The following is a 24,276-nucleotide window of genomic DNA, read 5'->3' as shown; positions in this document are numbered from 1 at the left end:
TCAGACCACGGCGAGCCGGTCCACCAGCAGCCCGGCTCTGCGCTCGGCGTCCCCCCTGGGCAGCCGTCCCGCCCGGGTCAGGGTCGCCAGCCCGTGCAGGGCCGCCCAGAACACCTCGGTGAACAGCGCCGGGTGGACTCCTTCCCCGGCGACCTCACCGAGCGTCTCCGACAGGGCGGCGAAGGCGTCCTTCAGGGGCTCCGGGGTCTCCTCGTCGGCGAACGCCAGTCCGCCGTCGAGCTGGAACATGGCGTCGTAGACCGCCGGATTGCGCTCGGCGAAGTCGAGGTAGGCGCGGGCGAGGGCGGCGACCCGGGCGCGCGGGCCGTCCGCGGCGCAGGCCGCGGCCCGCAGCGCGGCGGCCATCTCGGCGGCGCCCTCCAGGGCGACGGCGCCGATGATCTCGCGCTTGCCGCGGAAGTGGCTGTAGAGGACGGGCTGGCTGTACTCGATGCGCTCGGCGAGCCGGCGGGTGGTGACCGCGTCCCAGCCCTGCCGCTCGGCGAGTTCGCGGGCCGTCGCCACGATGAGGCGCTCGCGAACCGCCCGTTCGCGCTCCTTGCGTTCCTGTACCGACATGAGTCGATCCTAGCACCGCTAGACAATCAAGCGGCAGCAGCACTAGCATCGCCCCATCATCTAGCAGCGCTAGATCCCAGGAGGGGCAGCCATGTTCAACGCACTTGAGATCGTCACCACCGTGCTCGTCGGGCTGATGGTGGGAGTGGAGTTCTCCGTCGCCTTCGTCATCAACCGGATCCTCGACGCCCTCCCCGACGACAGCAACCAACGCGGCCGAAGCCACGGCGCCCGGATGCTCGGCGCCGTCATGCCGGTCTGGTACATCGGCTCGCTCGTCCTCGTCGCGGTCTGGGCCGGCGCCGGCCGGCGCCACGACGGCGTCGGGCTCGTCGTCACCGCCGGCGCGCTGCTGATCCTCAGCGTCGTCATGTCGCTCCTGTTGCTCGTCCCGATCAACAACCGGAGCAAGACGTGGACCACCGAGAACCGGCCCGCCGGCTGGAAGGAACAGATGAACCGCTGGGACCGCTTCCACTACGTCCGCGTCGCCGTCATCGTCGCCGCCTTCGCCCTGTTGGTCACCGCCCTCGCCTGAGCCCGCGGGTGGACACCGCGCCGGCGGCGCACGCGTCGGGGACCGCGCCCGGGCCCGTCACGGCTTCACGGCCACGGCGCCCCTCAGCCCCACTGCTCGATGCCGAGCTTCACCACCAGCGCCCCGACCACCGTCAGCAGCACGGCGCGGACGAATCCGCTGCCCTTGCTGAGGGCCATCCGGGCCCCGATCATCGCGCCGGCCAGGTTGAAGGCCGCCATCAGGGCGGCGAGTTGCCACAGCACCATGCCCTGGTACGCGAACATCGCCAGCGCCCCGGCGTTCGTGCAGCAGTTGACGATCTTGGCGGTGGCCGAGGCGGTGACCAGGTCGAGGTGGAGCAGCGCGGTGAGGGCCAGTACCAGGAAGGTGCCGGTGCCGGGGCCGATGAGGCCGTCGTAGAAGCCGATGCCGAGGCCCGCGAGGCCGATGGCCAGGAGTACCCGGTGTCGACTCACGGGCGCGGTGGACGGGGCGGCGCCGAAGCCCGGCTTGAAGATGACCACGCCCGCGACCACGACGAGCACGCCCATGATCAGGGGGCGGAGCGCGTCCTTGCTGATCCCGCCGGCCAGCGCGGCGCCACCCATCGACCCGACGAGCGCGGCGAGGCCGATCCGGACGGCGAGCTTCACGTTCACCGGCGCCTTGCGCACGTACGTCACGGCGGCGCCCGCGGTGCCGACGATGGCCACGGCCTTGTTCGTACCGAGCACGGTGGCGGGATGGGCGTTCGGCAGGCCGAGGAGCAGGGCGGGCAGGAGCAGCAGGCCGCCGCCGCCCACCACCGCGTCGATCCAGCCGGCCGCGGCGGCGGCCACGCAGAGGACGACGATCATGGTCGTGGATATGTCAGGCACGGCCTCGACCCTAGGCAACGGATGGGTGCACGAACCATCAATCGCCGGAAACTTGCGCAAAGGTTGAGCTTTGCCGGGCCGGCGCCCGGTCGGGAGCCACCGGCGACGCCGGGTCCACGGCCGCCGTCAGCGCGCTCGCGGCCAGCACGCTCGCCAAACCCAGCCCGGCGGCGAGCCGCCGCGCGGGCGGTACGGACGCGAGCGCGGCCACCCCGGCCCGCAGGACCGAGGGGCGGCGCGGCTTGCGGTGCCGGGCCGCGGCGGCGGGTGCGGCGGGCACGGACACGGGCAGGGCGACGTGCAGCGGGTGACGCATGGCGCGTTGGCCTCTCGGGAACGACGGGCTCAGGAGCCGCGGGACGGGACGGGCGGCGTGACGGGCCGGCCGGGCGGAGGGACAGGGGCGGGCGGGACGGCCCTGGAGGGCAGGACGGGCCGGAAGGCAGGGCGGCGGGGGCCGGGCGCGGGGCTCAGAAACTGAAGCACTCGCTGTGCACGCGCCCGGCCGGCACCCCGGCGCGCAGCAGCGCCGCCCGGGTCGCGTCCGACATTCCCGGCGGCCCGCACAGGTACACGTCGTGCTCCACCAGGTCGGGCACCAGCGTCAGCAGCGACCGCGGGGCCAGCGGGTCGTGGGCATCGTCGGAGCGTCCGAGCAGGTAGTGCAGCCCGGCCTGTCGCGCGGCGGCGATGGCCTCCAGTTCGGCGCGCAGCACGAGCTGTTCCTCCGCGCCGGCCCGGTAGAGCAGGGTGATGTCCCCGGGGCCGCCGGGCAGCGTCTCGAAGAGGGCCCGCATCGGGGTGATGCCGACACCGCCCGCGATCAGCAGCACCTTGGGCCGGGTCCGTCGCGCGGCGGTGAGCGCCCCGAACGGCCCGGTGGCCAACACCCGTGTGCCGGACCGCAGTCGGCGAATCCGGCGGGAGTGCCCGCCGAGCGCCTTGACGGTGATGCGGAGCGTGCCGCCGCGCACCGGAGCGGACAGCGAGAACGGCAGGGCGGTGTACCAGAGCCGCACTGGAGGAACCGCCGGCGCAGGAACTGGCCCGGTTCTGCGCGCAGTTCCGCCAGGTGCTGCCCGTACATGACGACGGAGACCACCCCGGGGCCCTCCACCCGCACCTCGGCCACCCGCAGCGCGTGCCGCAGGGCCTGCCGTACGGGGACCACCGCGCGGTACCAGACCAGCAGGACGGCGACGTCAGGTGCGCGGCGGTGGCGAAGAGCGCGTCGAGCCGGGCCGAGGGGTGCACCTGGGCCGCCCACAGCAGGACGACCAGCCCCGCCCCGCCCGGCAAACCGCCCTTGACCCGCCCCGCCGCATCTCGCATGGCGCTCACGCCAGGCGGCCGGCGGGCCGGTTTCGGGGGCGCGCGGGCAGCCGACGTGATCCTTAAGGCGGCCTTGAGGAACGCCTCACCGACCCTTAACCCCGGTGCTGAGGTGCGCGTTCCGTCCGGGTAACAACGGCGATGCGGCGGGGAAACAGCGGCCGCGCACGCTCGTGCCATGACGGCGGAGCGGCAGCGCACGGCGGTGATCCGCAGCGGCCCGTCCCCCCTGCCCACCGACCCGCCCACCGACGACGGAGGCTCCCGATCATGGCCGCAGCCACGCCCACGCCCACCCCCGCCATCGTGCTCATCGGCCACGGCATGGTCGGGCAGCGCTACCTGGAGGCCCTCGCCGAGCGCGGGGCCACGGCCACGCACCGCGTCACCGTGCTCTGCGAGGAGCCCCGGCCCGCCTACGACCGGGTCCACCTGACCTCGTACTTCTCCGGCAGCAGCCCCGAGGACCTGTCGATGGTCCCGGACGGGTTCATGGCCGAGCACGGGATCGACCTGCACCTGGGCGACCCGGCCGAGCGCATCGACCGCGAGGCCCGCACCGTGGTGTCCCGCTCGGGCCGGGTGTTCCCGTACGACGTGCTCGTCCTGGCCACCGGCAGCTTCCCCTTCGTGCCGCCGGTCCCCGGTCACGACGCCCCCGGCTGCTTCGTGTACCGCACCATCGAGGACCTGCTGGCCATCGAGGAGTACGCGAGGACCCGTACCGCGGGCGCCGTCGTCGGCGGCGGGCTCCTCGGGCTGGAGGCCGCGGGCGCCCTCCAGGGCCTGGGGCTGGTCACCCGCATCGTGGAGTTCGCCCCGCGGCTGATGCCCGTGCAGATCGACGACGGCGGCGGCGGGGCACTGCTGCGCACCATCGAGAACATGGGGCTGACGGTGCACACCGGCGTCGGCACCCAGGAGGTGCTCACCGGCGAGGACGGCTCGGTCACCGGCATGAGGCTGTCCGACGGATCCACCGTGGACACGGAACTGGTGGTCTTCTCCGCCGGCGTCCGCCCCCGCGACGGGCTGGCCCGCGACAGCGGGCTGACCGTCGGGGAGCGCGGCGGGATCGGCGTCGACGCCCGCTGCCGCACCTCCGACCCGCGCGTCTACGCCATCGGCGAGTGCGCGCTGGCCTCCGACGGCCGGGTCTACGGGCTGGTCGCCCCGGGGTACGAGATGGCCGAGACGGCCGCCGACGACCTGCTCGGCCGGGAGAAGGAGTTCACCGGCGCCGACCTGTCCACCAAGCTCAAGCTGCTCGGCGTGGACGTGGCCTCCTTCGGCGACGCGCACGGCACCACCCCGGGCTGCCTCGACGTCGTCTACTCCGACGCCCGATCGGGCGTCTACAAGAAGCTGGTCGTCGCCCCCGACGGGGTGCTGCTCGGCGGGGTCCTGGTCGGGGACGCGGACGCGTACGGGCTGCTGCGCCCGCTCACCGGCAGCGTGCCGCCCGTCGCCCCCGAGCAGTTGGTGCTGCCGGCGGGGGCCGGCGCGCCCGTCGCGCTCGGCCCGTCGGCGCTCCCGGACGGCGCGGTGATCTGCTCCTGTCACAACGTCACGAAGAAGGCGATCGCCGACTGCGCCGACCTGCCCGAGGTCAAGAAGTGCACCAAGGCGGGCACGGGCTGCGGCAGTTGCCTCAAGGTCATCGGACAGCTGCTGCCGGCCGCCGCCGACAAGGGACTGTGCGGCTGCTTCCCGTTCAGTCGGGCCGAGTTGTACGAGATCGTCCGCACCCGCCGGCTGACCTCGTACCGGGAGATCCTGGACGCCCACGGCCGCGAGGGCGCCCGGGGCGGCGACGGCTGCGAGGTCTGCAAGCCGACCGTCGGATCGATCATCGCCTCCCTGGCCCCGACGCTCGGCGCGAGCGGCTACGTCCTCGACGGGGAGCAGGCCGCCCTCCAGGACACCAACGACCACTTCCTGGCGAACCTGCAGCGCAACGGCTCGTACTCCGTCGTCCCGCGCATCCCCGGCGGGGAGATCACCCCCGACAAACTGATCGTGATCGGCGAGGTGGCCCGCGACTTCGGCCTCTACACGAAGATCACCGGCGGGCAGCGCATCGACCTCTTCGGGGCGAGCGTGGACCAGCTCCCGCGGATCTGGGCACGGCTGGTGGACGCGGGCTTCGAGTCGGGGCACGCCTACGGCAAGGCCCTGCGGACGGTGAAGTCCTGTGTCGGGCAGACCTGGTGCCGCTACGGGGTGCAGGACAGCGTCCGGATGGCCATCGACCTGGAGCTGCGCTACCGGGGCCTGCGAGCCCCCCACAAGCTGAAGTCGGCGGTGTCCGGCTGCGCCCGCGAGTGCGCGGAGGCCCAGAGCAAGGACTTCGGGGTCATCGCCACCGCGAGCGGCTGGAACCTCTACGTCGGTGGCAACGGCGGGGCCACCCCGCGCCACGCCGACCTGCTGGTCCAGGACCTGTCCGACGCCGAACTCGTCCGGCTCATCGACCGGTTCCTGATGTTCTACATCCGCACGGCCGACCGGCTGGAGCGCACCTCCACCTGGCTGGAGCGGCTGGAGGGCGGCCTCGACCACCTGCGGGACGTGATCGTGCACGACTCGCTCGGGCTGTGCGCGGAGCTGGAGGCCCTGATGGCCGACCACGTCGCGCACTACCGCGACGAATGGGCCGAGACGCTCCGGGACCCGGAGCGTCTGGGCCGGTTCGTGTCCTTCGTCAACGCCCCCGGTGCCCCCGACCCGACGGTGCGCTTCGTACCCGAACGCGACCAGGTCAAGCCCGACCTGGCGATCCTGACCCTGGAGCCCGTGGGAGGCACCCGATGACCGTGGAACTGAGGCTGGACGATCACTGGCTCGCCGTGTGCGAACTGTCCTCGCTCGTGCCGGGGCGCGGCGTCGCGGCCCTGCTGCCCGACGGGAGCCAGGTCGCGGTGTTCGTCGACCGCGCGGGGCGCCCGTACGCCATCGGCAACCAGGACCCCTTCACCGGCGCGCACGTGTTGTCGCGGGGGCTGGTGGGGTGCGCGCGGGGCAGGGCATTCGTGGCGTCGCCCCTGCTGAAGCAGCGTTTCGACCTGGAATCGGGGCGCTGCCTGGACGACGAGGAGGTGGCGGTCCGAACCTACCCGGTGCGGACCACCGCGACCTCCGCGATCCCTGCGCCGCCGGCGGCCTCCGAGGCGCCGGCGACCTGCGCGCCCGCCGCGACGCCCGCCGCCGCGTTCGCGCCGTCCGCCGAGAGCGTCACGGTCCCCGTCTGAGGTCAGCCCTGGATCATCGCCGGGTCCATCCACATGATCTCCCAGGTGTGGCCGTCGAGGTCCTCGAAGGCGCGGCCGTACATGGTGCCGTAGTCCTGGGCGGCGCGCGGCTCGGTGGCGCCCGCGCCGAGTGCCCCGTCGACCAGCTCGTCCACCGCGGCGCGGCTCTCGGCGCTCAGACACAGCAGCACCTCGGTGCTGGTGGAGGTGTCGGTGATGGCCTTGTGGGTGAAGTCCTTGAAGCGGGCCTCGGTGAGGAGCATCGCGACGATCGTGTCGCTGATGACCATGGAGGCGCAGTTCTCGTCGCTGAACTGGGCGTTGAAGGAGTAGCCGAGCTTGCCCCAGAAGGCCTTGCTGGCGTCGAGGTCCTTGACCGGCAGGTTGACGAAGATCATGGTGGAGGACATCTCGGTCTCTCTTCTCTCGCTGGGCGCGTGGCGGTTTCGCTGCGTTCGAGGGATGGACCGCGGGCGCCGCGGAAACTCATCGGTCCCGGCGAGAACTTTCCGAAACTCCTCGTACGGGGGACGCGAGCGCGGGCCGGACGACCCTCCGGGGCGCCGTCGCGAGGGGACCGCGTCCGGCGCCGCCGACCCCCCGAAGTCCCCGGCCGGGGGATTGACCTCGCGCAGGTCGCTCCCGCGTCATGAGGAATTGACGTCACGTCAACTCGACGCCTCTAGGTTCCTCGACGCGTGCGACCTCGCCGCCCACCCGGACGACGAGGCCCTCTCCCTCAGGAGTGACCGTGGAACGTCGTACCTTCCTGCGCGGCGCCGTCATCGGCTCCTCGGCCGCCGCCTTCGCCGGCACGCTGACGCACGGGGCCGCCTACGCCGCCCCCGCCCAGCCCGGCACCGGACCGTACGGGGCGCTCGGCGCGGCCGACGCCAACGGCATCATGCTGCCCGCCGGTTTCGCCGGCCGCGTCGTCGCCCGCTCCGGGCAGGCCGTCGGCGGCACCTCGTACACCTGGCACCAGGCTCCCGACGGCGGCGCCTGCTTCGCCGACGGCACCGGCTGGATCTACGTGTCGAACTCGGAGATCAACCCGAGCGGCGGCGCGAGCGCCCTGCGGTTCGACGCCGCCGGCACCGTCACCGGCGCCTACCGGATCCTCTCCGGCACCCGGCAGAACTGCGCCGGCGGCAAGACCCCCTGGAACACCTGGCTGTCCTGCGAGGAGGTCGACCGCGGCTACGTGTACGAGACCGACCCGTACGGGATCAACGCCTCCGTCCAGCGGCCCGCGCTGGGCCGCTTCAAGCACGAGGCGGCCGCCGCCGACCCCGTCCGCAAGGTGATCTACCTGACCGAGGACGAGACGAACGGCTGCTTCTACCGCTTCATCCCCACCACCTGGGGCAACCTCTCCGCCGGCACCCTCCAGGTCCTCAAGGCCGGCAGCGCCGCCTCGGGCTCCTTCACCTGGGCCACCGTCCCCGACCCGGACGGCTCCCCGACCGTCACCCGCAGCCAGGTCTCCGGCGCCAAGAAGTTCAACGGCGGCGAGGGCTGCCACTACGCCGACGACACGGTCTGGTTCACCACCAAGGGCGACAACCGGGTCTGGCGGTTGAACCTCGCCGCCGGCACCTACGAGTTGACCTACGACGACTCGCTGGTCCCCGGCGGGGCGGCCCCGCTGACCGGCGTGGACAACGTCACCGGGTCCTCGTACGGGGACCTGTACGTCGCCGAGGACGGCGGCAGCATGGAGATCTGCGTGATCACCCCGGACGACGTGGTGGCCCCCTTCCTGCGGATCACCGGCCAGTCCTCGTCGGAGATCACCGGCCCGGCCTTCTCCCCCGCCGGCGACCGCCTGTACTTCAGCAGCCAGCGCGGCACGAGCGGCAGCTCCGCCGGCGGCATCACCTACGAGGTCTCGGGCCCCTTCCGCGTGTAGGGCCCGGCCGCCGGCGCTCCGGCGGGCGGACTCCGGTCCCCCGCGGCCGCCGGCCGGGTGCGACCCCGGCCGGTCCGACACACCGGGCCTCAGGACGCCACGGCGCCGCCCTTGAGCAGGGCCGCGCCCAGCGGGGTCACCGTGTGCAGCACGGCGTTGCCCCGGCGCAGGGTGGTGACCAGGCCCGCCTCGCGCATCACACAGGCGTGCTGGCTCGCCGAGGCCAGGGAGACCCCGGCCCGGCGGGCCAGTTCACTCGTGGTGGCGCCGTCGCCGATGGCCCGCAGCACCACCGAGCGGGTGTGCCCGACCAGCTTGCCCAGGGTGCGCTGGCGGTGCTCCTCGACCGGCCGGGTGACCTCGCCCCCGGGTGTCGTCGAGGCGAGCTGGGCCGCCGCCGGGTAGACGAGCACCGGGGGCAGTTCCGGGTCCTGCAGGGTCACCGCCGTGCGCCGGCAGAAGAAGGACGGCTGGAGCAGCAGCCCGCGCCCCCGCAGCCGCACGTCCCGGTCCACGGGGTAGTCGCACTCCAGGACCGGGGCGCGCCAGCGCAGCATCGGCGGCAGCGAGGCCAGCAGTTCGTCCGCGCCGCCGTCCAGCAGGTCCCGGCCCCGGGCGGCCCGCTCGGCCTCGATCTGCGCCTGGATGTGCGTCCAGTACGGCTCGACGGCCGCCCGGTGGTATCCGCGGAGCTCCGCCAGCAGCCTCGGCAGGTGCTTGGTCCCGCCGTCCATGAACTCCCGCAGGCGTCGCGGGACCATGGTGTCGGCGCCGTCGCTCACGCCCGAGGGCATGCCGAAGGCAGCCCCGAAGCCGCCTCCCGAACCCAGCAACGTCAGCTCCCGCCGCATGCGTTCGGGACGGATCCCGCGCAGCGCGTCGAGGCCCACGTCCCACCCGTACTGACCCTCTACCGGAGTCAGGAAATCCGGGAAATAACCGCGCCCCGGTATCAGCGCGCCGAGGAGCCTTGTTTCACCATTCAACCGGCTCCGGGTTTCCGTACGCCATTCACCGAACAGCCGGGCATCGCGCCGGTCCCTTAAACGGTGAAAACTGAGAATCGTTTCCCACAACGCATCGGGACGTGCTGCCATCCGTACGCGTGCGAGATCCACTCCCGTGAAATGGATACGAAGCACCGAACCCCCACCTGTGCAACCGCAATCCCCCCGCCCCATGAGTATGCATGCCGTCACACGTGGTCACCACGCCCTTTCGGCCACAGTTGAAACCCCTTTCGGCGGGGGCGTGACAACCGAAATCCTGTACTCCGCCGGGCACACTCCAGTGCGACCGAAACGCTCCGTGAAGGCCGTGGGGGGCTTTGCGGGGCCTGGCGGTCGGTCGCACCGGGAAGCGCCGACGTGTCCGGCGGATAGGCGGCAGGCGGTGGACGGGTGGGGATCCGTCCACCGCCTGGTGCCGTAAAGGCCCGGTGAATATGCGCGGTGCGAAAGCAGGCCGCGCCCGGCCCCGGTGGTCAGGAATCCCGGGGACGGGCGCGGTCTTGGGAACCGGTTCGGCTCGGAAGGGTTCGTGCCCGACCGAGCCGTTCCGGAACCCGGCTCAGGGAGGACTCAGCGGCTGTCCGAGCCCTTGGATTCGGCGGCCGCACGGCCCGCTTCCAGGCGCGCCACCGGGATCCGGAACGGCGAGCAGGAGACGTAGTCCAGACCGACCTCGTGGAAGAAGTGCACCGACTCGGGGTCGCCGCCGTGCTCGCCGCAGACGCCGAGCTTGAGGTCGGGGCGGGTGGCCCGGCCGGCCTCGACGGCGCTGCGGACCAGCGCGCCCACGCCGTCCTTGTCGATGGTCTCGAAGGGCGAGACCCCGAAGATGCCCTTCTCCAGGTACGCGGTGAAGAAGCTGGCCTCGACGTCGTCGCGGGAGAAGCCCCACACCGTCTGGGTCAGGTCGTTCGTACCGAAGGAGAAGAACTGCGCGGCCTCGGCGATCTGACCGGCGGTCAGCGCGGCGCGCGGCAGCTCGATCATGGTGCCGATGCTCAGCTTGAGGCGGGTGCCGGTGGCGGCCTCGACCTCGGCGATGACCTGGTCGGCCTCGTCGCGGACGATCTCCAGCTCCTGGACGGTGCCGACGAGCGGGACCATGATCTCGGCGCGCGGGTCACCCTTGGCGTTCTTGCGCTCGGCGGCGGCCTCGGCGATCGCCCGGACCTGCATCTTGAACAGACCCGGGATGACCAGGCCGAGGCGGACGCCGCGCAGACCCAGCATCGGGTTCTGCTCGTGCAGCTTGTGCACGGCCTGGAGCAGGCGCAGGTCGTTCTCGTTGGCGTCCTTGCGGGACTCCGCGAGGGCGACGCGGACCGACAGCTCGGTGATGTCGGGCAGGAACTCGTGCAGCGGCGGGTCCAGGAGGCGGACGGTGACGGGCAGTCCGTCCATCGCCTCGAACAGCTCGACGAAGTCCTTCTTCTGCAGCGGCAGCAGGGCACTGAGTGCCTCTTCGCGCTCGCCGTCGGTGTCCGCGAGGATCAGTCGCTCCACCAGTTCACGGCGCTCACCGAGGAACATGTGCTCGGTGCGGCACAGGCCGATGCCCTGGGCGCCGAAGCGGCGGGCGCGCAGCGCGTCCTCGGCGTTGTCGGCGTTGGCGCGCACCCGCAGCCGGCGGACGCGGTCCGCGTACGCCATGATCCGGTGCACGGCGGCGACCAGCTCGTCGGCGTCGTCGGCGCCGGCGTGCATGCGGCCCTCGAAGTACTCGACGACCGGGGACGGTACGACGGGTACCTCACCGAGGTAGACCTTGCCGGTGGAGCCGTCGATGGAGACGACGTCGCCCTCTTCGATGACCGTGTCGCCGACCGTCATCCGGCGGCGCTTGGTGTCGACGTCGAGCTCCTCGGCGCCGCAGACACAGGTCTTGCCCATGCCGCGGGCCACGACGGCGGCGTGCGAGGTCTTGCCGCCGCGCGAGGTCAGGATGCCCTCGGAGGCGATCATGCCGTCCAGGTCGTCCGGGTTGGTCTCGCGGCGGATCAGGATGACCTTCTCGCCCGAGCGGGACCACTTGACGGCCGTGTACGAGTCGAAGACGGCCTTGCCGACGGCCGCGCCCGGGGAGGCGGCGATGCCGCGGCCCAGCAGGGTGGTCTTGGCGTCCTCGTCGAAGCGCGGGAACATCAGCTGCGCGAGCTGGTGGCCGGTGACGCGCTGGAGCGCCTCGGCCTCGTCGATCAGGCCCTGGTCCACGAGCTGGGTGGCAATGCGGAAGGCGGCGCCCGCGGTGCGCTTGCCGACGCGGGTCTGGAGCATCCACAGCTGGCCGCGCTCGATGGTGAACTCGATGTCGCAGAGATCCTTGTAGTGGGTCTCCAGCGTCTCCATGATCGTCATGAGCTGGTCGTAGGAGGCCTTGTCGATGCCCTCCAGGTCCGCCAGCGGGACGGTGTTGCGGATGCCCGCGACCACGTCCTCGCCCTGGGCGTTCTGCAGGTAGTCGCCGTAGACGCCCTGGTGGCCGCTGGCCGGGTCGCGGGTGAAGGCGACGCCGGTGCCGGAGTCGGGGCCCAGGTTGCCGAAGACCATGGAGCAGATGTTGACCGCGGTGCCCAGGTCGCCGGGGATGCGCTCCTGGCGGCGGTAGAGCTTGGCGCGGTCGGTGTTCCAGGAGTCGAAGACGGCCTCGACGGCGAGGTCCATCTGCTCGCGGGGGTCCTGCGGGAACTCGCGGCCGGCCTGGCTCGCGACGATCTTCTTGAACTGCTTGACGAGCTTCTTCAGGTCGGCGGCGTCGAGGTCGGTGTCGACGGTGACCTTCTTGGCGGCCTTGGCGGCCTCCAGCGCGTCCTCGAACAGCTCGCCCTCGACACCCAGGACGGTCTTGCCGAACATCTGGATGAGGCGGCGGTACGAGTCCCACGCGAAGCGCTCGTCGCCGGACTGGGAGGCGAGGCCGGTCACGGAGTCGTCGGAGAGACCGATGTTCAGGACGGTGTCCATCATGCCGGGCATCGAGAACTTCGCGCCGGAGCGCACGGAGACCAGCAGCGGGTCGTCCGACTGCCCGAGCTTCTTGCCCATCTTCGCCTCGAGGGCGGCGAGGTGCGCGCTGACCTCGTCGCGCAGCTCGGCCGGGGCCTCGCCGCTTTCGAGGTAGACCTTGCAGGCCTCGGTGGTGATGGTGAAGCCGGGGGGGACCGGAAGACCGAGGTTGGTCATCTCGGCGAGGTTGGCTCCCTTGCCGCCGAGAAGGTCCTTGAGGTCCCGGTTGCCCTCGGTGAAGTCGTAGACGAGCTTCTGATCTTTGTTTTCCGACACGGGTCTCGACTCCTCGAGGACTCGGTGGCTGCCCTGACGGCCAGGAACATACCCAGATCGAAGGCTTCTGGGTACGTCCACTTGGTCGTCATACGGCCGTAACCACCCGTGCGCCAGCCATTCGAAAGTAACCGATGAGTAATGCGAAAGTACGAAGAGCGTTCGGATCCCGAAGACAGAGGGGTCGATTGAGGCGTCATCACGCTCGGATGAGCGATCATCGATACATTTGCGTTCAAGAGTTGAACGAACAAAGGGTGGCACCCAGTGCCACCCTTTGAAAGTCTTACCCGTGACTTCCGTGCTCATCTGAGCGAAACCTGTCCCATGCGTGGCGTATATCACGCGGCACGGAGGGCGATTTGTCAGCCTCCGGAAGTGTCCAGCTCGGCTTCCTCGCCGACGCCGGCGCAGTCGTAAGGATCGTTCAACCAGCCCTCGGGCAGGACAACCCGGTTGTTTCCGGACGTCCGACCGCGCGGACCGTCGGCGCTCTCGGGCCAACCTTGATCCAGATCAAGCTCGCTCAGATGAGCGTCCAGCTCGGCCAGGGAAGACGTGACCGCGAGCCTGCCCCGCATCTCGGAGCCCACGGCGAAGCCCTTGAGGTACCAGGCCACGTGCTTACGGAAGTCGATCACCCCGCGCGCCTCGTCACCGATCCACTCCCCCAGCAACTGGGCATGCCGGAGCATGGTGGCCGCGACCTCGCGCAGCGTCGGCTTGTGGAAGTCCTGCGGGCGTCCCTCGAAGGCCGCCACCAGGTCGTTGAACAGCCACGGCCGCCCCAGGCAGCCGCGACCGACGACGACTCCGTCGCAACCGGTCTCGCGGACCATGCGCAGCGCGTCCTCGGCGCACCAGATGTCGCCGTTGCCGAGCACCGGGATCTCCGGCACGTGCTCCTTGAGCCGCGCGATGGCGTCCCAGTCGGCGGTGCCGCCGTAGTGCTGGGCGGTGGTGCGCCCGTGCAGGGCGATGGCGGTCACGCCCTCCTCGACGGCGATCCGACCGGCGTCGAGGTAGGTGAGGTGGTCGTCGTTGATGCCCTTGCGCATCTTCATGGTGACGGGCAGGTCCCCGGCGCCGGCGACGGCCTCGCGCAGGATCGCGCGCAGCAGGTTCCGCTTGTACGGGAGGGCGGAGCCGCCACCCTTGCGGGTGACCTTGGGGACGGGGCAGCCGAAGTTGAGGTCGATGTGGTCGGCCCGGTCCTCTTCGACGATCATGCGGACGGCCTTGCCGACCGTGACGGGGTCCACCCCGTACAGCTGAATCGAGCGAGGTTTCTCGGTCTCGTCGAAGTGGATCAGTTGCATGGTCTTGTCGTTGCGCTCGACCAGGGCGCGGGTCGTGATCATCTCGCTCACGAACAGCCCCTTGCCGCCCGAGAACTCGCGGCAGAGAGTACGGAACGGGGCATTGGTGATGCCTGCCATCGGCGCGAGCACCACCGGGGGCTGCACGGTGTGCGGGCCGATCGCGAGAGGCGGAGGAAGCGTGGTCATCCGCCCATTGTCGCATCACGCATGTCGTTAGTTAGTCGTACTATCGGCAGCATGCGTGACTTGAGCCCCAGGCGGCGCACTCTCGTCTTGGCGATCTGCTGCATGAGCCTCCTCATCGTCAGTCTCGACACCACCGTCCTCAACGTCGCCCTGCCCGCCATCCGGCACGACCTGGACGCCTCGGTCGCGGGGATGCAGTGGACGATCGACGCGTACACCCTCGTACTGGCCTCGCTGCTGATGCTGGCGGGATCCACCGGGGACCGGCTCGGGCGCCGCAGGATCTTCTCCCTCGGGCTGGTGCTCTTCACCGCGGGTTCCCTGCTGTGCTCGCTCGCACCGAGCCTGGAATGGCTGATCGTCTTCCGCATGCTCCAGGCCGTGGGCGGCTCGATGCTCAACCCGGTCGCCATGTCGATCATCACCAACACCTTCACCGACCCGAAGGAACGCGCCCGCGCCATCGGCGTGTGGGGCGCCGTCGTCGGCATCTCGATGGCCGCCGGCCCGCTGATCGGCGGGCTGCTCGTGGACTCGGTCGGCTGGCGCTCCATCTTCTGGCTCAACCTGCCGATCGGATTGCTCGCCCTCGTCCTGACCCTGCGCTACGTCCCCGAGTCCCGGGCCGAGCACGCGCGCCGCCCGGACCCGGTGGGCCAGCTCCTCGTCATGGCGCTGCTGGGTTCGGTGACGTACGGGATCATCGAGGCCCCGGCCGCCGGTTGGACCTCGCCGCTGGTCATCGGCTGCGCGTTGACCGCCGCGGTCACCCTGGTGTGGTTGCTGCTGCACGAGAGCCGCCGGGCGGAGCCGCTGATCGACCCCCGGTTCTTCCGCAGCGCCCCCTTCAGCGGAGCGACGGTGATCGCCGTGAGCGCCTTCGCCGCGATGTCCGGGTTCCTCTTCCTGAACACCCTCTACCTCCAGGACGTGCGCGAACTCGACGCCCTCGGCGCGGGGCTGTACATGCTGCCGATGGCCGCGATGGCCTTCCTCTGCGCGCCCGTGTCCGGGCGGCTCCTGGCCCGCTCCGGGCCGCGGCTGCCGCTGGCGATCGCCGGCGTGACGATGGCGGCGAGCGGGCTGCTCTTCGCGGCGTTCTCGGCCGAGACCTCGACGCCGCTGATGTTCGCCGGCTACGTGCTCTTCGGGCTCGGCTTCGGCATGGTCAACGTGCCGATCACCAACACGGCCGTCTCCGGGATGCCGCGCGCCCAGGCGGGAGTGGCCGCGGCGGTGGCGTCCACCAGCCGGCAGACCGGCGCGACCCTGGGCGTCGCCGTGATCGGCGCCGTCCTGGCGGCCGGCACGTCGGGCGGCGCGGCCTTCGCGGAGGCGACCCGGCCCGCCTGGTGGATCATCACGCTCTGCGGGGTGTCGGTCCTCGCGGTCGGCCTCCTGACCACCGGCTCCTGGGCCCGCGCGACGGCCCTGCGCACGGCGAGCACCCTGGAGGCCCCGAGCCGGGACGTCGGTTCGCGGGTCTCCTAGGCCATCACTTTCGGATCGTGCCGGGGCCGCGGTGTCCGGCGCCGCGGCCCTGACCGACAAGATCCGAAAGAGACGACCCGGGTCCTGTCGTACGGCGGGTGCCCGGCGGCTATTCCCCGCACTCGAAGTCGTCGGCGTGCGAGTCGATCCGGGCCAGGAGCGCGCGCAAGGCTTCCCGGTCGGCCTCGGACAGACCGGAGAACAGGCCCAGCTCGACGGCGTCGAGGGCCGCGTTCGTCTCACCGAGGACGGTCGAGCCGGCGGCCGTGATGGCCACGTTGTGGCGGCGGCGGTCGGCCGGGTCGCGGCGGCGTTCCACCAGACCGTCGCGCTCCAGGTCGTTGAGGATCCCGACGAGCACGCTCGGGTCCACCTCCAGTCGGGCCGCGAGTGACCGCTGGCCCACGGGTCCGGTCTCCAGGTGCATCAGCGTCATGGCGTGCCGGGGGGTGAGCCCGGCCGCGCTGAGCGCCTTCTTCATGCGGGTCTGGGTGACCGATCCGTGCCAGGCGAGGAGCAGGCCCAGCCGCTGCGGCGGGTTCGAGGCGTCCTGTGCTGCCGTCATGCCCACATCGTAGCGCTCACGAAATGATTGCGATCATCCGATCATTGATGCTATTCAATGGTTCTACACATTCGACCGTTGGAGTGCACCATGTTCATTGGCTACGTCGTCGTCGCCGGCCTGCTCGCCCTCGTGCTCGCCGCGTCGGCGACCCTCACCTTCCTTCGCAACGAGACGATCCTCGCGAACATGCGGAAGGTGGCGGTGCCCGATTCCCTCCTGCCGGTCCTGGCCGCGCTGAAGGCCGCCGGCGCGGTGGGGCTGGTCGCGGGCATGTGGGTGGCGCCGCTCGGCGTCGCCGCCGCAATCGGCGTGACCCTCTACTTCATCGGTGCGGTCGCGAGCCACCTGCGCGTCAAGCACTACGACCTCGCCCCGGCCGCCGTCCTCACGCTGATCTCGGCGGCGGCCCTGGCACTGCGCCTCGCCTCCTGACCCACCCCCGGCCCGGATCCGACACTCCTCCACGCTGACGAGTGACAGATATTGAAATCTGTCACTCGTCATGCCATTCTCTTTTCATGACCGCTCACCAGAACGCTCCCCACACCTCTCACCCCTCCCGCCGCCTCGGTGCCACGGGCCCCTCCGTCTTCCCGCTGGGACTGGGCTGCATGGGCATGTCCGCCCTGTACGGCGAGGCCGACCGGAGCGAGTCGATCGCCACCATCCACGCCGCCTTGGACGCGGGCGTCACCCTGCTCGACACCGGTGACTTCTACGGCATGGGCCACAACGAACTGCTGATCAACGAGGCCCTGCGCACCGCGCCCGCCGCGGCCCGCGAGCAGGCGCTGACGAGCGTGAAGTTCGGCGCCCTGCGCACGGTCGAGGGCGGCTTCGCCGGTTACGACGGCCGGCCCGACGCCGTCCGGAACTTCCTCGCCTACTCCCTCCAGCGGCTCGGCCGGGACCACGTCGACGTCTACCGGATCGCCCGCGTGGACCCGGACGTCCCCATCGAGGAGACGGTCGGCGCCATCGCCGAGGCCGTCCAGGCCGGACACGTACGACACATCGGCCTCTCGGAGGTCGGCGCGGAGACCCTGCGCCGGGCCGCCGCCGTCGCTCCGATCTCCGACCTCCAGATCGAGTACTCGCTGATCTCGCGGGGCATCGAGGAGGAGATCCTGCCGACCGCCCGCGAGCTGGGCATCGGCGTCACCGCGTACGGGGTGCTCTCCCGGGGCCTGATCAGCGGCCACTTCGGCCGCGACCGGGCGCTCGCCCCCGGCGACTTCCGCGGGATGAGCCCCCGCTTCCAGGGCGACAACCTCGACCGGAACCTCGACCTGGTGGACGCCCTGCGCAAGGTCGCCGACAGCAAGGGCGTGAGCGTCGCCCAGATCGCCATCGCCTGGGTTCTCGCGCGCGGGGAGGACATCGTGCCGCTGGTCGGCGCCCGCCGCCGGGACCGCCTCGACGAGGCCCTGGGCGCCCTGGACGTGGAGTTGACCGCTGCCGACCTGACCGCCATCGAGGAGGCGGTCCCGGCCGGGGCCGCGGCCGGCGATCGGTACCCGGAGGCCCAGATGGCCCACCTCGACAGTGAGCACTGAGCCGGCTGTACGGTCGTACCCATGCCTCCCGCTGCTGCCGAGCCCCTGACTCCCGAGCGCATCCTCGAAACCACCGAGGACGTGTTGCGGCGCTTCGGCCCCACCAAGGCGACCGTGGTGGACGTGGCGCGCGCGCTGGGCGTCAGCCACGGCAGCGTGTACCGCCACTTCCCGTCGAAGGCGGCGCTGCGCGAGGCCGTCACGGACCGCTGGCTCGCCAAGAGCGTCGTGATGTTGGAGGAGATCGCCTCGGCCCCCGCCGAGACGGCGCCCTCCAAGCTGGAGTCGTGGCTGGAGGCCCTCTTCGAGGCCAAGCGCAAGAAGGCGGGCGCCGACCCGGAGTTGTTCGCGACGTACACCGTGCTCCTCGCCGAGAACAGCGGCGTGGTGGACCGGCATCTGAGCGAGCTGATCGATCAGTTGGTCCGGATCATCGCCGACGGGGTCGAGGCCGGGACACTGGCCGCGCCCGACGTGCCGGCGGCGGCGCGGGCCGTGTTCGACGCCACGGGCCGGTTCCATGACCCGCAGTACGCCGCCGACTGGCTCTCCCCGACCATCCTCCCGGAGTTCGAGGCGGTCACCTCGCTCGTCATCCGGGGCCTGCGCGCCTGACCCGACCACCTCCCCGGACCGCCGGCCCCCTCGCCCGGCGGCTCGATCCGGTCGCCGTTGATCCGGCGGCTCCGTTGGTCCGGAGGCCGTGGGTCCGGGTGATTCGGAACGGGTGGCTCCGTTCGACTTGGTGATCATTTGAGTCGGAGAACCCTGTCCCCGGTCCCGGCCCTGCCCTACGTTCCCCGAGACACCGTCAGGTACTTCTCAGGGGGAAGCATGTCCGCTCCACAGCCTCAGAGCGCCCGCCCCGCGCCACCCGCGCGGTCGGGCGGCGCCGCGGCGCTCGGCTGGGTTCTGACCATCGGGCTCAACGTGGTCGCGCCGATCATCACCTACAACCAGTTGCACGATCACGGCTGGAGGGAGTTCGACGCGCTGCTGATCAGCAGCGCGTGGCCCGTCCTCGACAGCGCGATCCACCTGGCCTGGCGTCGCAAGGTCGACGAGTTCGCGATCGTCACCCTGGTCTTCCTGGTGATCACCGCGGCCGTCTCGCTGATCGGCGCGCACTCGGCCCGGGCCCTGTTGATCAAGGACTCGGGGGTGACGGGGCTGTTCGGGGTGCTCTGCCTCGTCACGCTGCTCGCGCCGAGGCCGCTGATGTTCTACTTCGGCCGCAAGTTCGCCACGGACGGGACTCCCGAGAGCACGGCCTGGTGGAACGGCCTGTGGCAGTACGAGGGCTTCCGCCGGACCATGATCGTGATGACCACGGTGTGGGGCATGGCCTACCTGGTCGAGGCCGGGATCCGCATCGCCCTGACCTACGCGCTCGACACCGACACGATGGTGGTCCTCAGCCCCGTCATGATCTACACGGTGCTCGGCCTGCTGGGCGTCTGGACCGCCCTCTACGGCAGGCGTTCGCAGGCGGAGGGCGAACGGCGCGCCGCCGAGACGGCCGCGGCAGCGCAGCCCACCGGGGCCGCGCAGGCCTGAGGGGCGCCCCCCGGGGACGGAGAACGCCGGTGGCCCGGTGCGCACTGCGCACCGGGCCACCGGCGTTTCGGCGAAGCCGCGACGTCGAAGCCGCCGAGAGGTCCTAGCAGCCGAGCAGACGGCTGCCGAGGTAGCTCTGGATCTGGTCCAGGGAGACGCGCTCCTGCTTCATGGTGTCGCGCTCGCGCACGGTCACCGCGTTGTCGTCCAGGGTGTCGAAGTCGACGGTGACGCAGAACGGCGTGCCGATCTCGTCCTGGCGACGGTAACGGCGGCCGATGGCGCCCGCGTCGTCGAACTCGATGTTCCAGTTCTTGCGCAGGTCGGCGGCGAGGCCCTTGGCCTTCGGCGACAGCTGCGGGTTGCGGGACAGCGGCAGGACGGCGACCTTGATCGGGGCCAGGCGCGGGTCGAAGCGCATCACGGTGCGCTTCTCCATGACGCCCTTGGCGTTCGGGGCCTCGTCCTCGTTGAACGCGTCGAGCATGAAGGCGAGCATGGCGCGGTTGACACCGGCCGCCGGCTCGATGACGTACGGGGTGTAGCGCTCGCCGGCCTCCTGGTCGAAGTACGACAGGTCCTGGCCGGAGGCGGCGGAGTGGGCCTTGAGGTCGAAGTCGGTGCGGTTGGCAACGCCTTCGAGCTCGGAGAACTCATTGCCACCGAAGTTGAAGCGGTACTCGATGTCGGCGGTGCGCTTCGAGTAGTGGGACAGCTTCTCCTTCGGGTGGTCGTACCAGCGGATGTTCTCCTCGCGGATGCCGAGGTCGCGGTACCAGTTCCACCGCTCCTGCATCCAGTACTCCTGCCACTGCTCGTCCTCGCCCGGCTTGACGAAGAACTCCATCTCCATCTGCTCGAACTCGCGCGTGCGGAAGATGAAGTTGCCGGGGGTGATCTCGTTGCGGAAGGACTTGCCCATCTGCGCGATGCCGAAGGGAGGCTTCTTGCGGGAAGTCGTCTGCACCTGGGCGAAGTTGGTGAAGATGCCCTGGGCGGTCTCCGGGCGCAGGTACGCCTTGGAGCCGGTGTCCTGGGTCGGGCCCAGGTGGGTCTCCAGCATGCCCGAGAACTGCTTGGGCTCGGTGAACTGGCCCTTCACACCACAGTTGGGGCAGTTGATGTCGGCAAGACCGTTGGCGGGCACGCGGCCGTGCTTGGCCTCGTACGCCTCCTCCAGGTGGTCCGCGCGGTGGCGCTTGTGGCAGGAGGTGCACTCGGTCAGCGGGTCCGAGAAGGTGGCGACGTGGCCGGAGGCCACCCACACCTCGGGGGCCAGAATCACGGAGGAGTCGATACCGACGATGTCCTCACGCCCGGTGACCATGGCCTTCCACCACTGGCGCTTGATGTTCTCCTTCAGCTCGACACCGAGCGGGCCGTAGTCCCAGGCGGCCTTGGAGCCGCCGTAGATCTCACTGCACGGGAAAACGAAGCCACGGCGCTTGCTCAGGCTGACGATGGTTTCGATCTTGTCGGCGGCCACGGTGCTCTCTTCATTACGAGGACGAACGGCGAAGCCTTTAGGTTACCGGCGCCCGCACCCCCCCTTTCAAATCGGGATGCCCTTCCCCGGCCCCCGGACGGCCCGCACGGGCTCCCCCCACCAGGGTTTTTGACAATCGTTTCCATCTTTGATGAAAATGGATGTCATGAACGTACGACGCCTCATACCCGCCGCAGCCCTCGCCGGCGCCGTCACCCTCGGCGCGACGACCCTCACCGCCTGCTCCGGAGCCAGTGCCGCCGGAGGGAACACGGACGGCAAGCTCGCCGTGACGGCGTCGTTCTACCCCATGCAGTTCCTCGCCGAGCGGATCGGCAAGGAGCACGTGGCGGTCACCACCCTGACCAAGCCGGGTGTCGAACCGCACGATCTGGAGATCACGCCGAAGCAGACGGGCCGACTCGGCGAATCCGACGTGATCCTCTACCTCAAGACGTTGCAACCCGCCGTGGACAAGGCCGTCGCCCAGTCCGGCGTGAAGAACGTCGTCGACGCCGGCACCCTCACCGCGCTGGAGGCGCACGCCGCCTCCGGGCACGACGACCACGACCACGCGGCCGAGGGCGAGGAGCACGACCACGACCACGGCGGCGCCGGCAAGGACCCGCACGTCTGGCTCGACCCCGCCAAGTACGCGGAGATCGCCAAGGGCGTCGGCGCGGCCCTGGGGAAGGCCGACCCCGCGCACGCGGCGGACTACGAGAAGAACACCGCGACGCTGGTCACCGAACTGGGCTCCCTGGACACCGAGTTCAAGGACGGCCTGAAGACCACGGCTTCCAAGACCTTCATCACCACCCACGCCGCCTTCGGCTACCTCGCCGAGCGGTACGGGCTCGACCAGGAGGGCATCTCCGGCATCGACCCCGAGTCCGAGCCCAGCCCGGCCCGCATGAAGGACCTCCAGGGCGTCGCGGCCAAGGACAAGGTGACCACCGTGTTCTTCGAGACGCTGGTGGGCGACAAGACGGCCAATGCCCTCGCGAAGGACACCGGCCTGAAGACCGACGTCCTCGACCCGCTGGAGGGAATCACCGACAAGTCCCAGGGCGCTGACTACTTCGAGGTCATGCGGTCGAACCTGAAGAACCTCCAGAAGGCCCTCGGAGCCAAGTGATGACAGCAGCAGCAACGGAGGCGCGCGCCATGCAGTCCACGTCGGGTCAGACAACGGACCAGCCCGTCATATCCCTGCGCGGGGCCACGGCCTCGCTCGGCTCGCGCCCCGTGCTGCGCGGGATCGACCTCACCGTCCGGCGCGGTGAGGTCGTCGCCCTGCTCGGCGCCAACGGCTCCGGGAAGTCCACGGCCGTGCGCGCCGTGGTCGGCCAGGTCCCGCTGACCGACGGCGAGCTGTCCCTCTTCGGAACCGAGTTCAGGCGCTTTCGCCAGTGGTCCCGCATCGGCTACGTCCCGCAGCGCACCACGGCCGCCGCCGGCGTCCCGGCCACCGTCCGGGAGATCGTCTCCGCCGGCCGCCTGGCCCGCTCCCGCTTCGGGGTGCTGCGCAAGGCCGACCGGACCGCCGTCGAGCGGGCACTGGCCCTGGTCGACATGGACACGTACGCCGACGCCTCGATCAACGCGCTCTCCGGCGGCCAGCACCAGCGGGTGCTCATAGCCCGGGCACTCGCCGTGGAACCCGAACTGCTGATCATGGACGAGCCGATGGCCGGCGTGGACCTGGCGAACCAGGAGGTCCTCGCGAACGCGCTGCGGCACCAGGTGCAGGCCGGGACGACCATCCTGCTCGTCCTGCACGAGCTGGGCCCGCTGGAGCCGCTGATCGACCGGGCCGTCGTCCTGCGCGACGGCTGCGTGATGCACGACGGCCCGCCCCCGGAGGCCGTGGGCCAGCACGCCCTCCCCGGCCACGACCACGTACACCCCCACGCGGCGCACGACGCCGAGCCCCTCCGGACGGGACTGCTGAGCTGATGGACCTCCTGACCTACCCCTTCATGGTGCGGGCGCTGATCGCGGCCGGTCTGGTCGGCCTGACCGCCCCCGCCATCGGCACGTACCTCGTCCAGCGCCGCCAGGCCGTCATGGGTGACGGCCTCGGCCACGTCGCGATGACCGGCGTCGCGTTGGGCTTCGTCCTCCACACCAGCCCCGTGTGGATGGCCACCCTGGTCGCGGTCGTCGGCGCCGTCGGCATGGAGCTGATCCGCTCCCGCGGCCGGACCAGCGGCGACGTGGCGCTCGCGATGCTCTTCTACGGCGGCCTGGCCGGCGGAGTCATGATCATCAATCTGGGCGGCGGGTCCACGACCATGCTGCTCGGGTCGATGTTCGGCTCGATCACCACGGTCGCGTCCGAGGACGTCATCGCCATGGTGATCCTGGCCGCCTTCGTCCTCGCCGTCACGATCGGTCTGCGCCGGCAGTTGTTCGCCGTCTGCCAGGACGAGGAGTTCGCCCGGGTCACCGGGCTGCCGGTGCGCGCGCTGAACCTGCTGATCGCGATCACCGCGGCCGTCACCGTCACCGTCGCGATGCGGATCGTCGGCCTGCTCCTGGTCAGCGCCATGATGGTGATCCCGGTCGCGGCCGCCCAACGCATGACCCGCGGTTTCGCCACGACGCTGGGCCTGGCCATCGCGATCAGCGTCACCGTCGCGCTGACCGGCACGGCCGCCACGTACTACGTCGAGGCGCCCTCCGGCGCCATGATCGTGCTGCTCGCCATCGCCGTCTTCATGGTGATGACGGCCCTGTCCACCCCGCTGGCCCGGCGCCGGGCCAAGGCCGCCCGGAGCGCCGAGGAGGTCTGTACGCGCGACGATGTGAAGGTCTAGGAGTCTCGGCCGCCTGGCACAATGGGCCGAGGCCGAAACGAGGAGGAACCGGTGGCGACTGCGCCTGGCGAGATGAATACCGCGCCAGTACGAGGACGATCCACCCGGCAGCGGGCGGCCGTGGCGGCGGCACTGGACGAGGTGGACGAGTTCCGCAGCGCCCAGGAACTCCACGACATGCTCAAGCACCGCGGCGATTCCGTGGGCCTGACCACCGTGTACCGCACCCTGCAGTCCCTCGCCGACGCGGGCGAGGTGGACGTGCTGCGCACCAGCGACGGCGAGTCCGTCTACCGCCGCTGCTCCACCGGCGATCACCACCACCACCTGGTCTGCCGCAAGTGCGGCAAGGCGGTCGAGGTGGAGGGCCCGGCCGTGGAGAAGTGGGCGGAGTCCATCGCCGCCGAGCACGGCTACGTGAACGTCGCCCACACCGTGGAGATCTTCGGCACCTGCGCCGACTGCGCGGCCGCGGCCGGTTAGACCCTGCGCAGGTTCCGGTCCAGCACGGCCCGAGGGCCGGCGGC

Annotated in this window: 21 protein-coding genes and 2 pseudogenes; 13 read left to right on the top strand and 10 right to left on the bottom strand. The window is 70.9% G+C overall.

All coding sequences use genetic code 11. The features are described from left to right. On the bottom strand, positions 1 to 579 hold the full coding sequence (locus OG906_RS23035) for a TetR/AcrR family transcriptional regulator (RefSeq protein WP_329445408.1): 579 nt from the start codon (positions 577 to 579) through the stop codon (positions 1 to 3). 91 nt (positions 580 to 670) lie between these two features. Here OG906_RS23035 and OG906_RS23030 point away from each other — a divergent pair, with 91 nt between their 5' ends. Further along, positions 671 to 1,117 carry a DUF1772 domain-containing protein gene (locus OG906_RS23030; protein WP_329445406.1) on the top strand — a complete coding sequence of 149 codons (447 nt, stop codon included), beginning with the start codon at positions 671 to 673 and terminating at the stop codon, positions 1,115 to 1,117. Between the two features lie 83 nt (positions 1,118 to 1,200). On the opposite strand, the gene OG906_RS23025 is transcribed toward OG906_RS23030, so the two are convergent. The 3 genes and pseudogenes from OG906_RS23025 to OG906_RS23015 all read right to left on the bottom strand — a co-directional run. Then, positions 1,201 to 1,977, bottom strand: a complete 777-nt coding sequence (locus OG906_RS23025; protein ID WP_267826274.1) for a sulfite exporter TauE/SafE family protein — start codon at positions 1,975 to 1,977, stop codon at positions 1,201 to 1,203. Positions 1,978 to 2,014: 37 nt separating this feature from the next. Next, on the bottom strand, positions 2,015 to 2,293 hold the full coding sequence (locus OG906_RS23020; RefSeq protein ID WP_329445403.1) for a hypothetical protein: 279 nt from the start codon (positions 2,291 to 2,293) through the stop codon (positions 2,015 to 2,017). A 154-nt stretch (positions 2,294 to 2,447) separates the two neighbouring features. Next, positions 2,448 to 3,178: pseudogene (locus OG906_RS23015) on the bottom strand (ferric reductase); the annotation flags it as partial. 401 nt (positions 3,179 to 3,579) lie between these two features. On the opposite strand from OG906_RS23015, the gene nirB reads away from it, so the two are divergent. Both nirB and nirD read left to right on the top strand, forming a co-directional pair. Continuing rightward, positions 3,580 to 6,123: a nitrite reductase large subunit NirB gene (gene nirB / locus OG906_RS23010; protein ID WP_329445400.1), complete on the top strand. Its 2,544-nt coding sequence runs from the start codon at positions 3,580 to 3,582 to the stop codon at positions 6,121 to 6,123. Further along, positions 6,120 to 6,434, top strand: a pseudogene (gene nirD, locus OG906_RS23005) (nitrite reductase small subunit NirD); the annotation flags it as partial. The gene nirB and the pseudogene nirD, both read left to right, overlap by 4 nt. Positions 6,435 to 6,562: 128 nt before the next feature. Here nirD and OG906_RS23000 read toward each other — a convergent pair. Then, positions 6,563 to 6,970: a VOC family protein gene (locus OG906_RS23000; RefSeq protein ID WP_267797934.1), complete on the bottom strand. Its 408-nt coding sequence runs from the start codon at positions 6,968 to 6,970 to the stop codon at positions 6,563 to 6,565. Positions 6,971 to 7,311: 341 nt separating this feature from the next. Between OG906_RS23000 and OG906_RS22995 the strand changes: the two genes are divergently transcribed. Further along, positions 7,312 to 8,472, top strand: coding sequence for an alkaline phosphatase PhoX (locus OG906_RS22995; RefSeq protein ID WP_329445397.1), 1,161 nt, complete (start codon positions 7,312 to 7,314; stop codon positions 8,470 to 8,472). 89 nt (positions 8,473 to 8,561) lie between these two features. Here OG906_RS22995 and OG906_RS22990 read toward each other — a convergent pair whose 3' ends face one another. The 3 genes from OG906_RS22990 to dusB form a co-directional block, all read right to left on the bottom strand. Then, complete coding sequence (locus tag OG906_RS22990) at positions 8,562 to 9,614, bottom strand: ArsR/SmtB family transcription factor (protein WP_267797936.1); 1,053 nt, start codon at positions 9,612 to 9,614, stop codon at positions 8,562 to 8,564. A 438-nt stretch (positions 9,615 to 10,052) separates the two neighbouring features. Next, positions 10,053 to 12,761, bottom strand: a complete 2,709-nt coding sequence (gene ppdK / locus OG906_RS22985; RefSeq protein ID WP_267826264.1) for a pyruvate, phosphate dikinase — start codon at positions 12,759 to 12,761, stop codon at positions 10,053 to 10,055. A 365-nt stretch (positions 12,762 to 13,126) separates the two neighbouring features. After that, entirely contained in the window at positions 13,127 to 14,269 is a 1,143-nt protein-coding gene (dusB, locus tag OG906_RS22980; RefSeq protein ID WP_329445394.1) for a tRNA dihydrouridine synthase DusB, read from the bottom strand. A 51-nt stretch (positions 14,270 to 14,320) separates the two neighbouring features. On the opposite strand from dusB, the gene OG906_RS22975 reads away from it, so the two are divergent. Continuing rightward, positions 14,321 to 15,760: an MFS transporter gene (locus tag OG906_RS22975; RefSeq protein WP_329445392.1), complete on the top strand. Its 1,440-nt coding sequence runs from the start codon at positions 14,321 to 14,323 to the stop codon at positions 15,758 to 15,760. Positions 15,761 to 15,869: 109 nt separating this feature from the next. Here OG906_RS22975 and OG906_RS22970 read toward each other — a convergent pair whose 3' ends face one another. Then, positions 15,870 to 16,325 (bottom strand): MarR family winged helix-turn-helix transcriptional regulator, encoded by a 456-nt coding sequence (locus OG906_RS22970; RefSeq protein ID WP_329445390.1) that lies wholly within the window; start codon positions 16,323 to 16,325, stop codon positions 15,870 to 15,872. 90 nt (positions 16,326 to 16,415) lie between these two features. Here OG906_RS22970 and OG906_RS22965 point away from each other — a divergent pair, with 90 nt between their 5' ends. From OG906_RS22965 to OG906_RS22950, 4 genes are all read left to right on the top strand, one after another. Continuing rightward, a complete protein-coding gene (locus OG906_RS22965; RefSeq protein WP_329445389.1) occupies positions 16,416 to 16,760 on the top strand; it encodes a DoxX family protein in 345 nt (114 codons plus the stop codon). 86 nt (positions 16,761 to 16,846) lie between these two features. Further along, positions 16,847 to 17,884, top strand: a complete 1,038-nt coding sequence (locus tag OG906_RS22960; protein WP_329445387.1) for an aldo/keto reductase — start codon at positions 16,847 to 16,849, stop codon at positions 17,882 to 17,884. 21 nt (positions 17,885 to 17,905) lie between these two features. After that, positions 17,906 to 18,499 (top strand): TetR family transcriptional regulator, encoded by a 594-nt coding sequence (locus OG906_RS22955; protein WP_329445385.1) that lies wholly within the window; start codon positions 17,906 to 17,908, stop codon positions 18,497 to 18,499. A gap of 219 nt (positions 18,500 to 18,718) precedes the next feature. Continuing rightward, entirely contained in the window at positions 18,719 to 19,441 is a 723-nt protein-coding gene (locus tag OG906_RS22950) for a VC0807 family protein (RefSeq protein ID WP_329445383.1), read from the top strand. 103 nt (positions 19,442 to 19,544) lie between these two features. Here OG906_RS22950 and OG906_RS22945 read toward each other — a convergent pair whose 3' ends face one another. Next, a complete protein-coding gene (locus OG906_RS22945) occupies positions 19,545 to 20,927 on the bottom strand; it encodes a glycine--tRNA ligase (RefSeq protein WP_267803014.1) in 1,383 nt (460 codons plus the stop codon). Between the two features lie 166 nt (positions 20,928 to 21,093). Between OG906_RS22945 and OG906_RS22940 the strand changes: the two genes are divergently transcribed. The 4 genes from OG906_RS22940 to OG906_RS22925 are packed head-to-tail and all read left to right on the top strand — an operon-like array spanning position 21,094 to position 24,232. Continuing rightward, positions 21,094 to 22,065 carry a metal ABC transporter substrate-binding protein gene (locus tag OG906_RS22940; RefSeq protein WP_329445380.1) on the top strand — a complete coding sequence of 324 codons (972 nt, stop codon included), beginning with the start codon at positions 21,094 to 21,096 and terminating at the stop codon, positions 22,063 to 22,065. A gap of 29 nt (positions 22,066 to 22,094) precedes the next feature. Then, the gene (locus tag OG906_RS22935; protein ID WP_329448103.1) at positions 22,095 to 22,886 is read left to right on the top strand and encodes a metal ABC transporter ATP-binding protein; all 792 of its coding nucleotides are present in this window, start codon (positions 22,095 to 22,097) and stop codon (positions 22,884 to 22,886) included. After that, a complete protein-coding gene (locus OG906_RS22930; protein ID WP_078999354.1) occupies positions 22,886 to 23,749 on the top strand; it encodes a metal ABC transporter permease in 864 nt (287 codons plus the stop codon). Before OG906_RS22935 ends, OG906_RS22930 begins: the two co-directional genes overlap by 1 nt. Before the next feature lie 51 nt (positions 23,750 to 23,800). Next, positions 23,801 to 24,232, top strand: coding sequence for a Fur family transcriptional regulator (locus OG906_RS22925; RefSeq protein WP_078999356.1), 432 nt, complete (start codon positions 23,801 to 23,803; stop codon positions 24,230 to 24,232). Positions 24,233 to 24,276 lie beyond the last annotated feature (44 nt).

It is taken from the genome of Streptomyces sp. NBC_01426, assembly GCF_036231985.1.
Lineage (GTDB): Bacteria > Actinomycetota > Actinomycetes > Streptomycetales > Streptomycetaceae > Streptomyces.
Note: the sequence above shows the minus strand (reverse complement) of the source record. Positions and strands in the feature narration are given on the sequence as shown.

What these genes read in the sequence shown, in the direction of transcription:
- OG906_RS23035 (WP_329445408.1), bottom strand. Translation starts at nt 579, where the DNA reads ATGTCGGTACAGGAACGCAAGGAGCGCGAACGGGCGGTTCGCGAGCGC.
- OG906_RS23030 (WP_329445406.1), top strand. Translation starts at nt 671, where the DNA reads ATGTTCAACGCACTTGAGATCGTCACCACCGTGCTCGTCGGGCTGATG.
- OG906_RS23020 (WP_329445403.1), bottom strand. Translation starts at nt 2,293, where the DNA reads ATGCGTCACCCGCTGCACGTCGCCCTGCCCGTGTCCGTGCCCGCCGCA.
- nirB (WP_329445400.1), top strand. Translation starts at nt 3,580, where the DNA reads ATGGCCGCAGCCACGCCCACGCCCACCCCCGCCATCGTGCTCATCGGC.
- OG906_RS23000 (WP_267797934.1), bottom strand. Translation starts at nt 6,970, where the DNA reads ATGTCCTCCACCATGATCTTCGTCAACCTGCCGGTCAAGGACCTCGAC.
- dusB (WP_329445394.1), bottom strand. Translation starts at nt 14,269, where the DNA reads ATGACCACGCTTCCTCCGCCTCTCGCGATCGGCCCGCACACCGTGCAG.
- OG906_RS22975 (WP_329445392.1), top strand. Translation starts at nt 14,321, where the DNA reads ATGCGTGACTTGAGCCCCAGGCGGCGCACTCTCGTCTTGGCGATCTGC.
- OG906_RS22970 (WP_329445390.1), bottom strand. Translation starts at nt 16,325, where the DNA reads ATGACGGCAGCACAGGACGCCTCGAACCCGCCGCAGCGGCTGGGCCTG.
- OG906_RS22965 (WP_329445389.1), top strand. Translation starts at nt 16,416, where the DNA reads ATGTTCATTGGCTACGTCGTCGTCGCCGGCCTGCTCGCCCTCGTGCTC.
- OG906_RS22960 (WP_329445387.1), top strand. Translation starts at nt 16,847, where the DNA reads ATGACCGCTCACCAGAACGCTCCCCACACCTCTCACCCCTCCCGCCGC.
- OG906_RS22955 (WP_329445385.1), top strand. Translation starts at nt 17,906, where the DNA reads ATGCCTCCCGCTGCTGCCGAGCCCCTGACTCCCGAGCGCATCCTCGAA.
- OG906_RS22950 (WP_329445383.1), top strand. Translation starts at nt 18,719, where the DNA reads ATGTCCGCTCCACAGCCTCAGAGCGCCCGCCCCGCGCCACCCGCGCGG.
- OG906_RS22940 (WP_329445380.1), top strand. Translation starts at nt 21,094, where the DNA reads ATGAACGTACGACGCCTCATACCCGCCGCAGCCCTCGCCGGCGCCGTC.
- OG906_RS22935 (WP_329448103.1), top strand. Translation starts at nt 22,095, where the DNA reads ATGCAGTCCACGTCGGGTCAGACAACGGACCAGCCCGTCATATCCCTG.
- OG906_RS22930 (WP_078999354.1), top strand. Translation starts at nt 22,886, where the DNA reads ATGGACCTCCTGACCTACCCCTTCATGGTGCGGGCGCTGATCGCGGCC.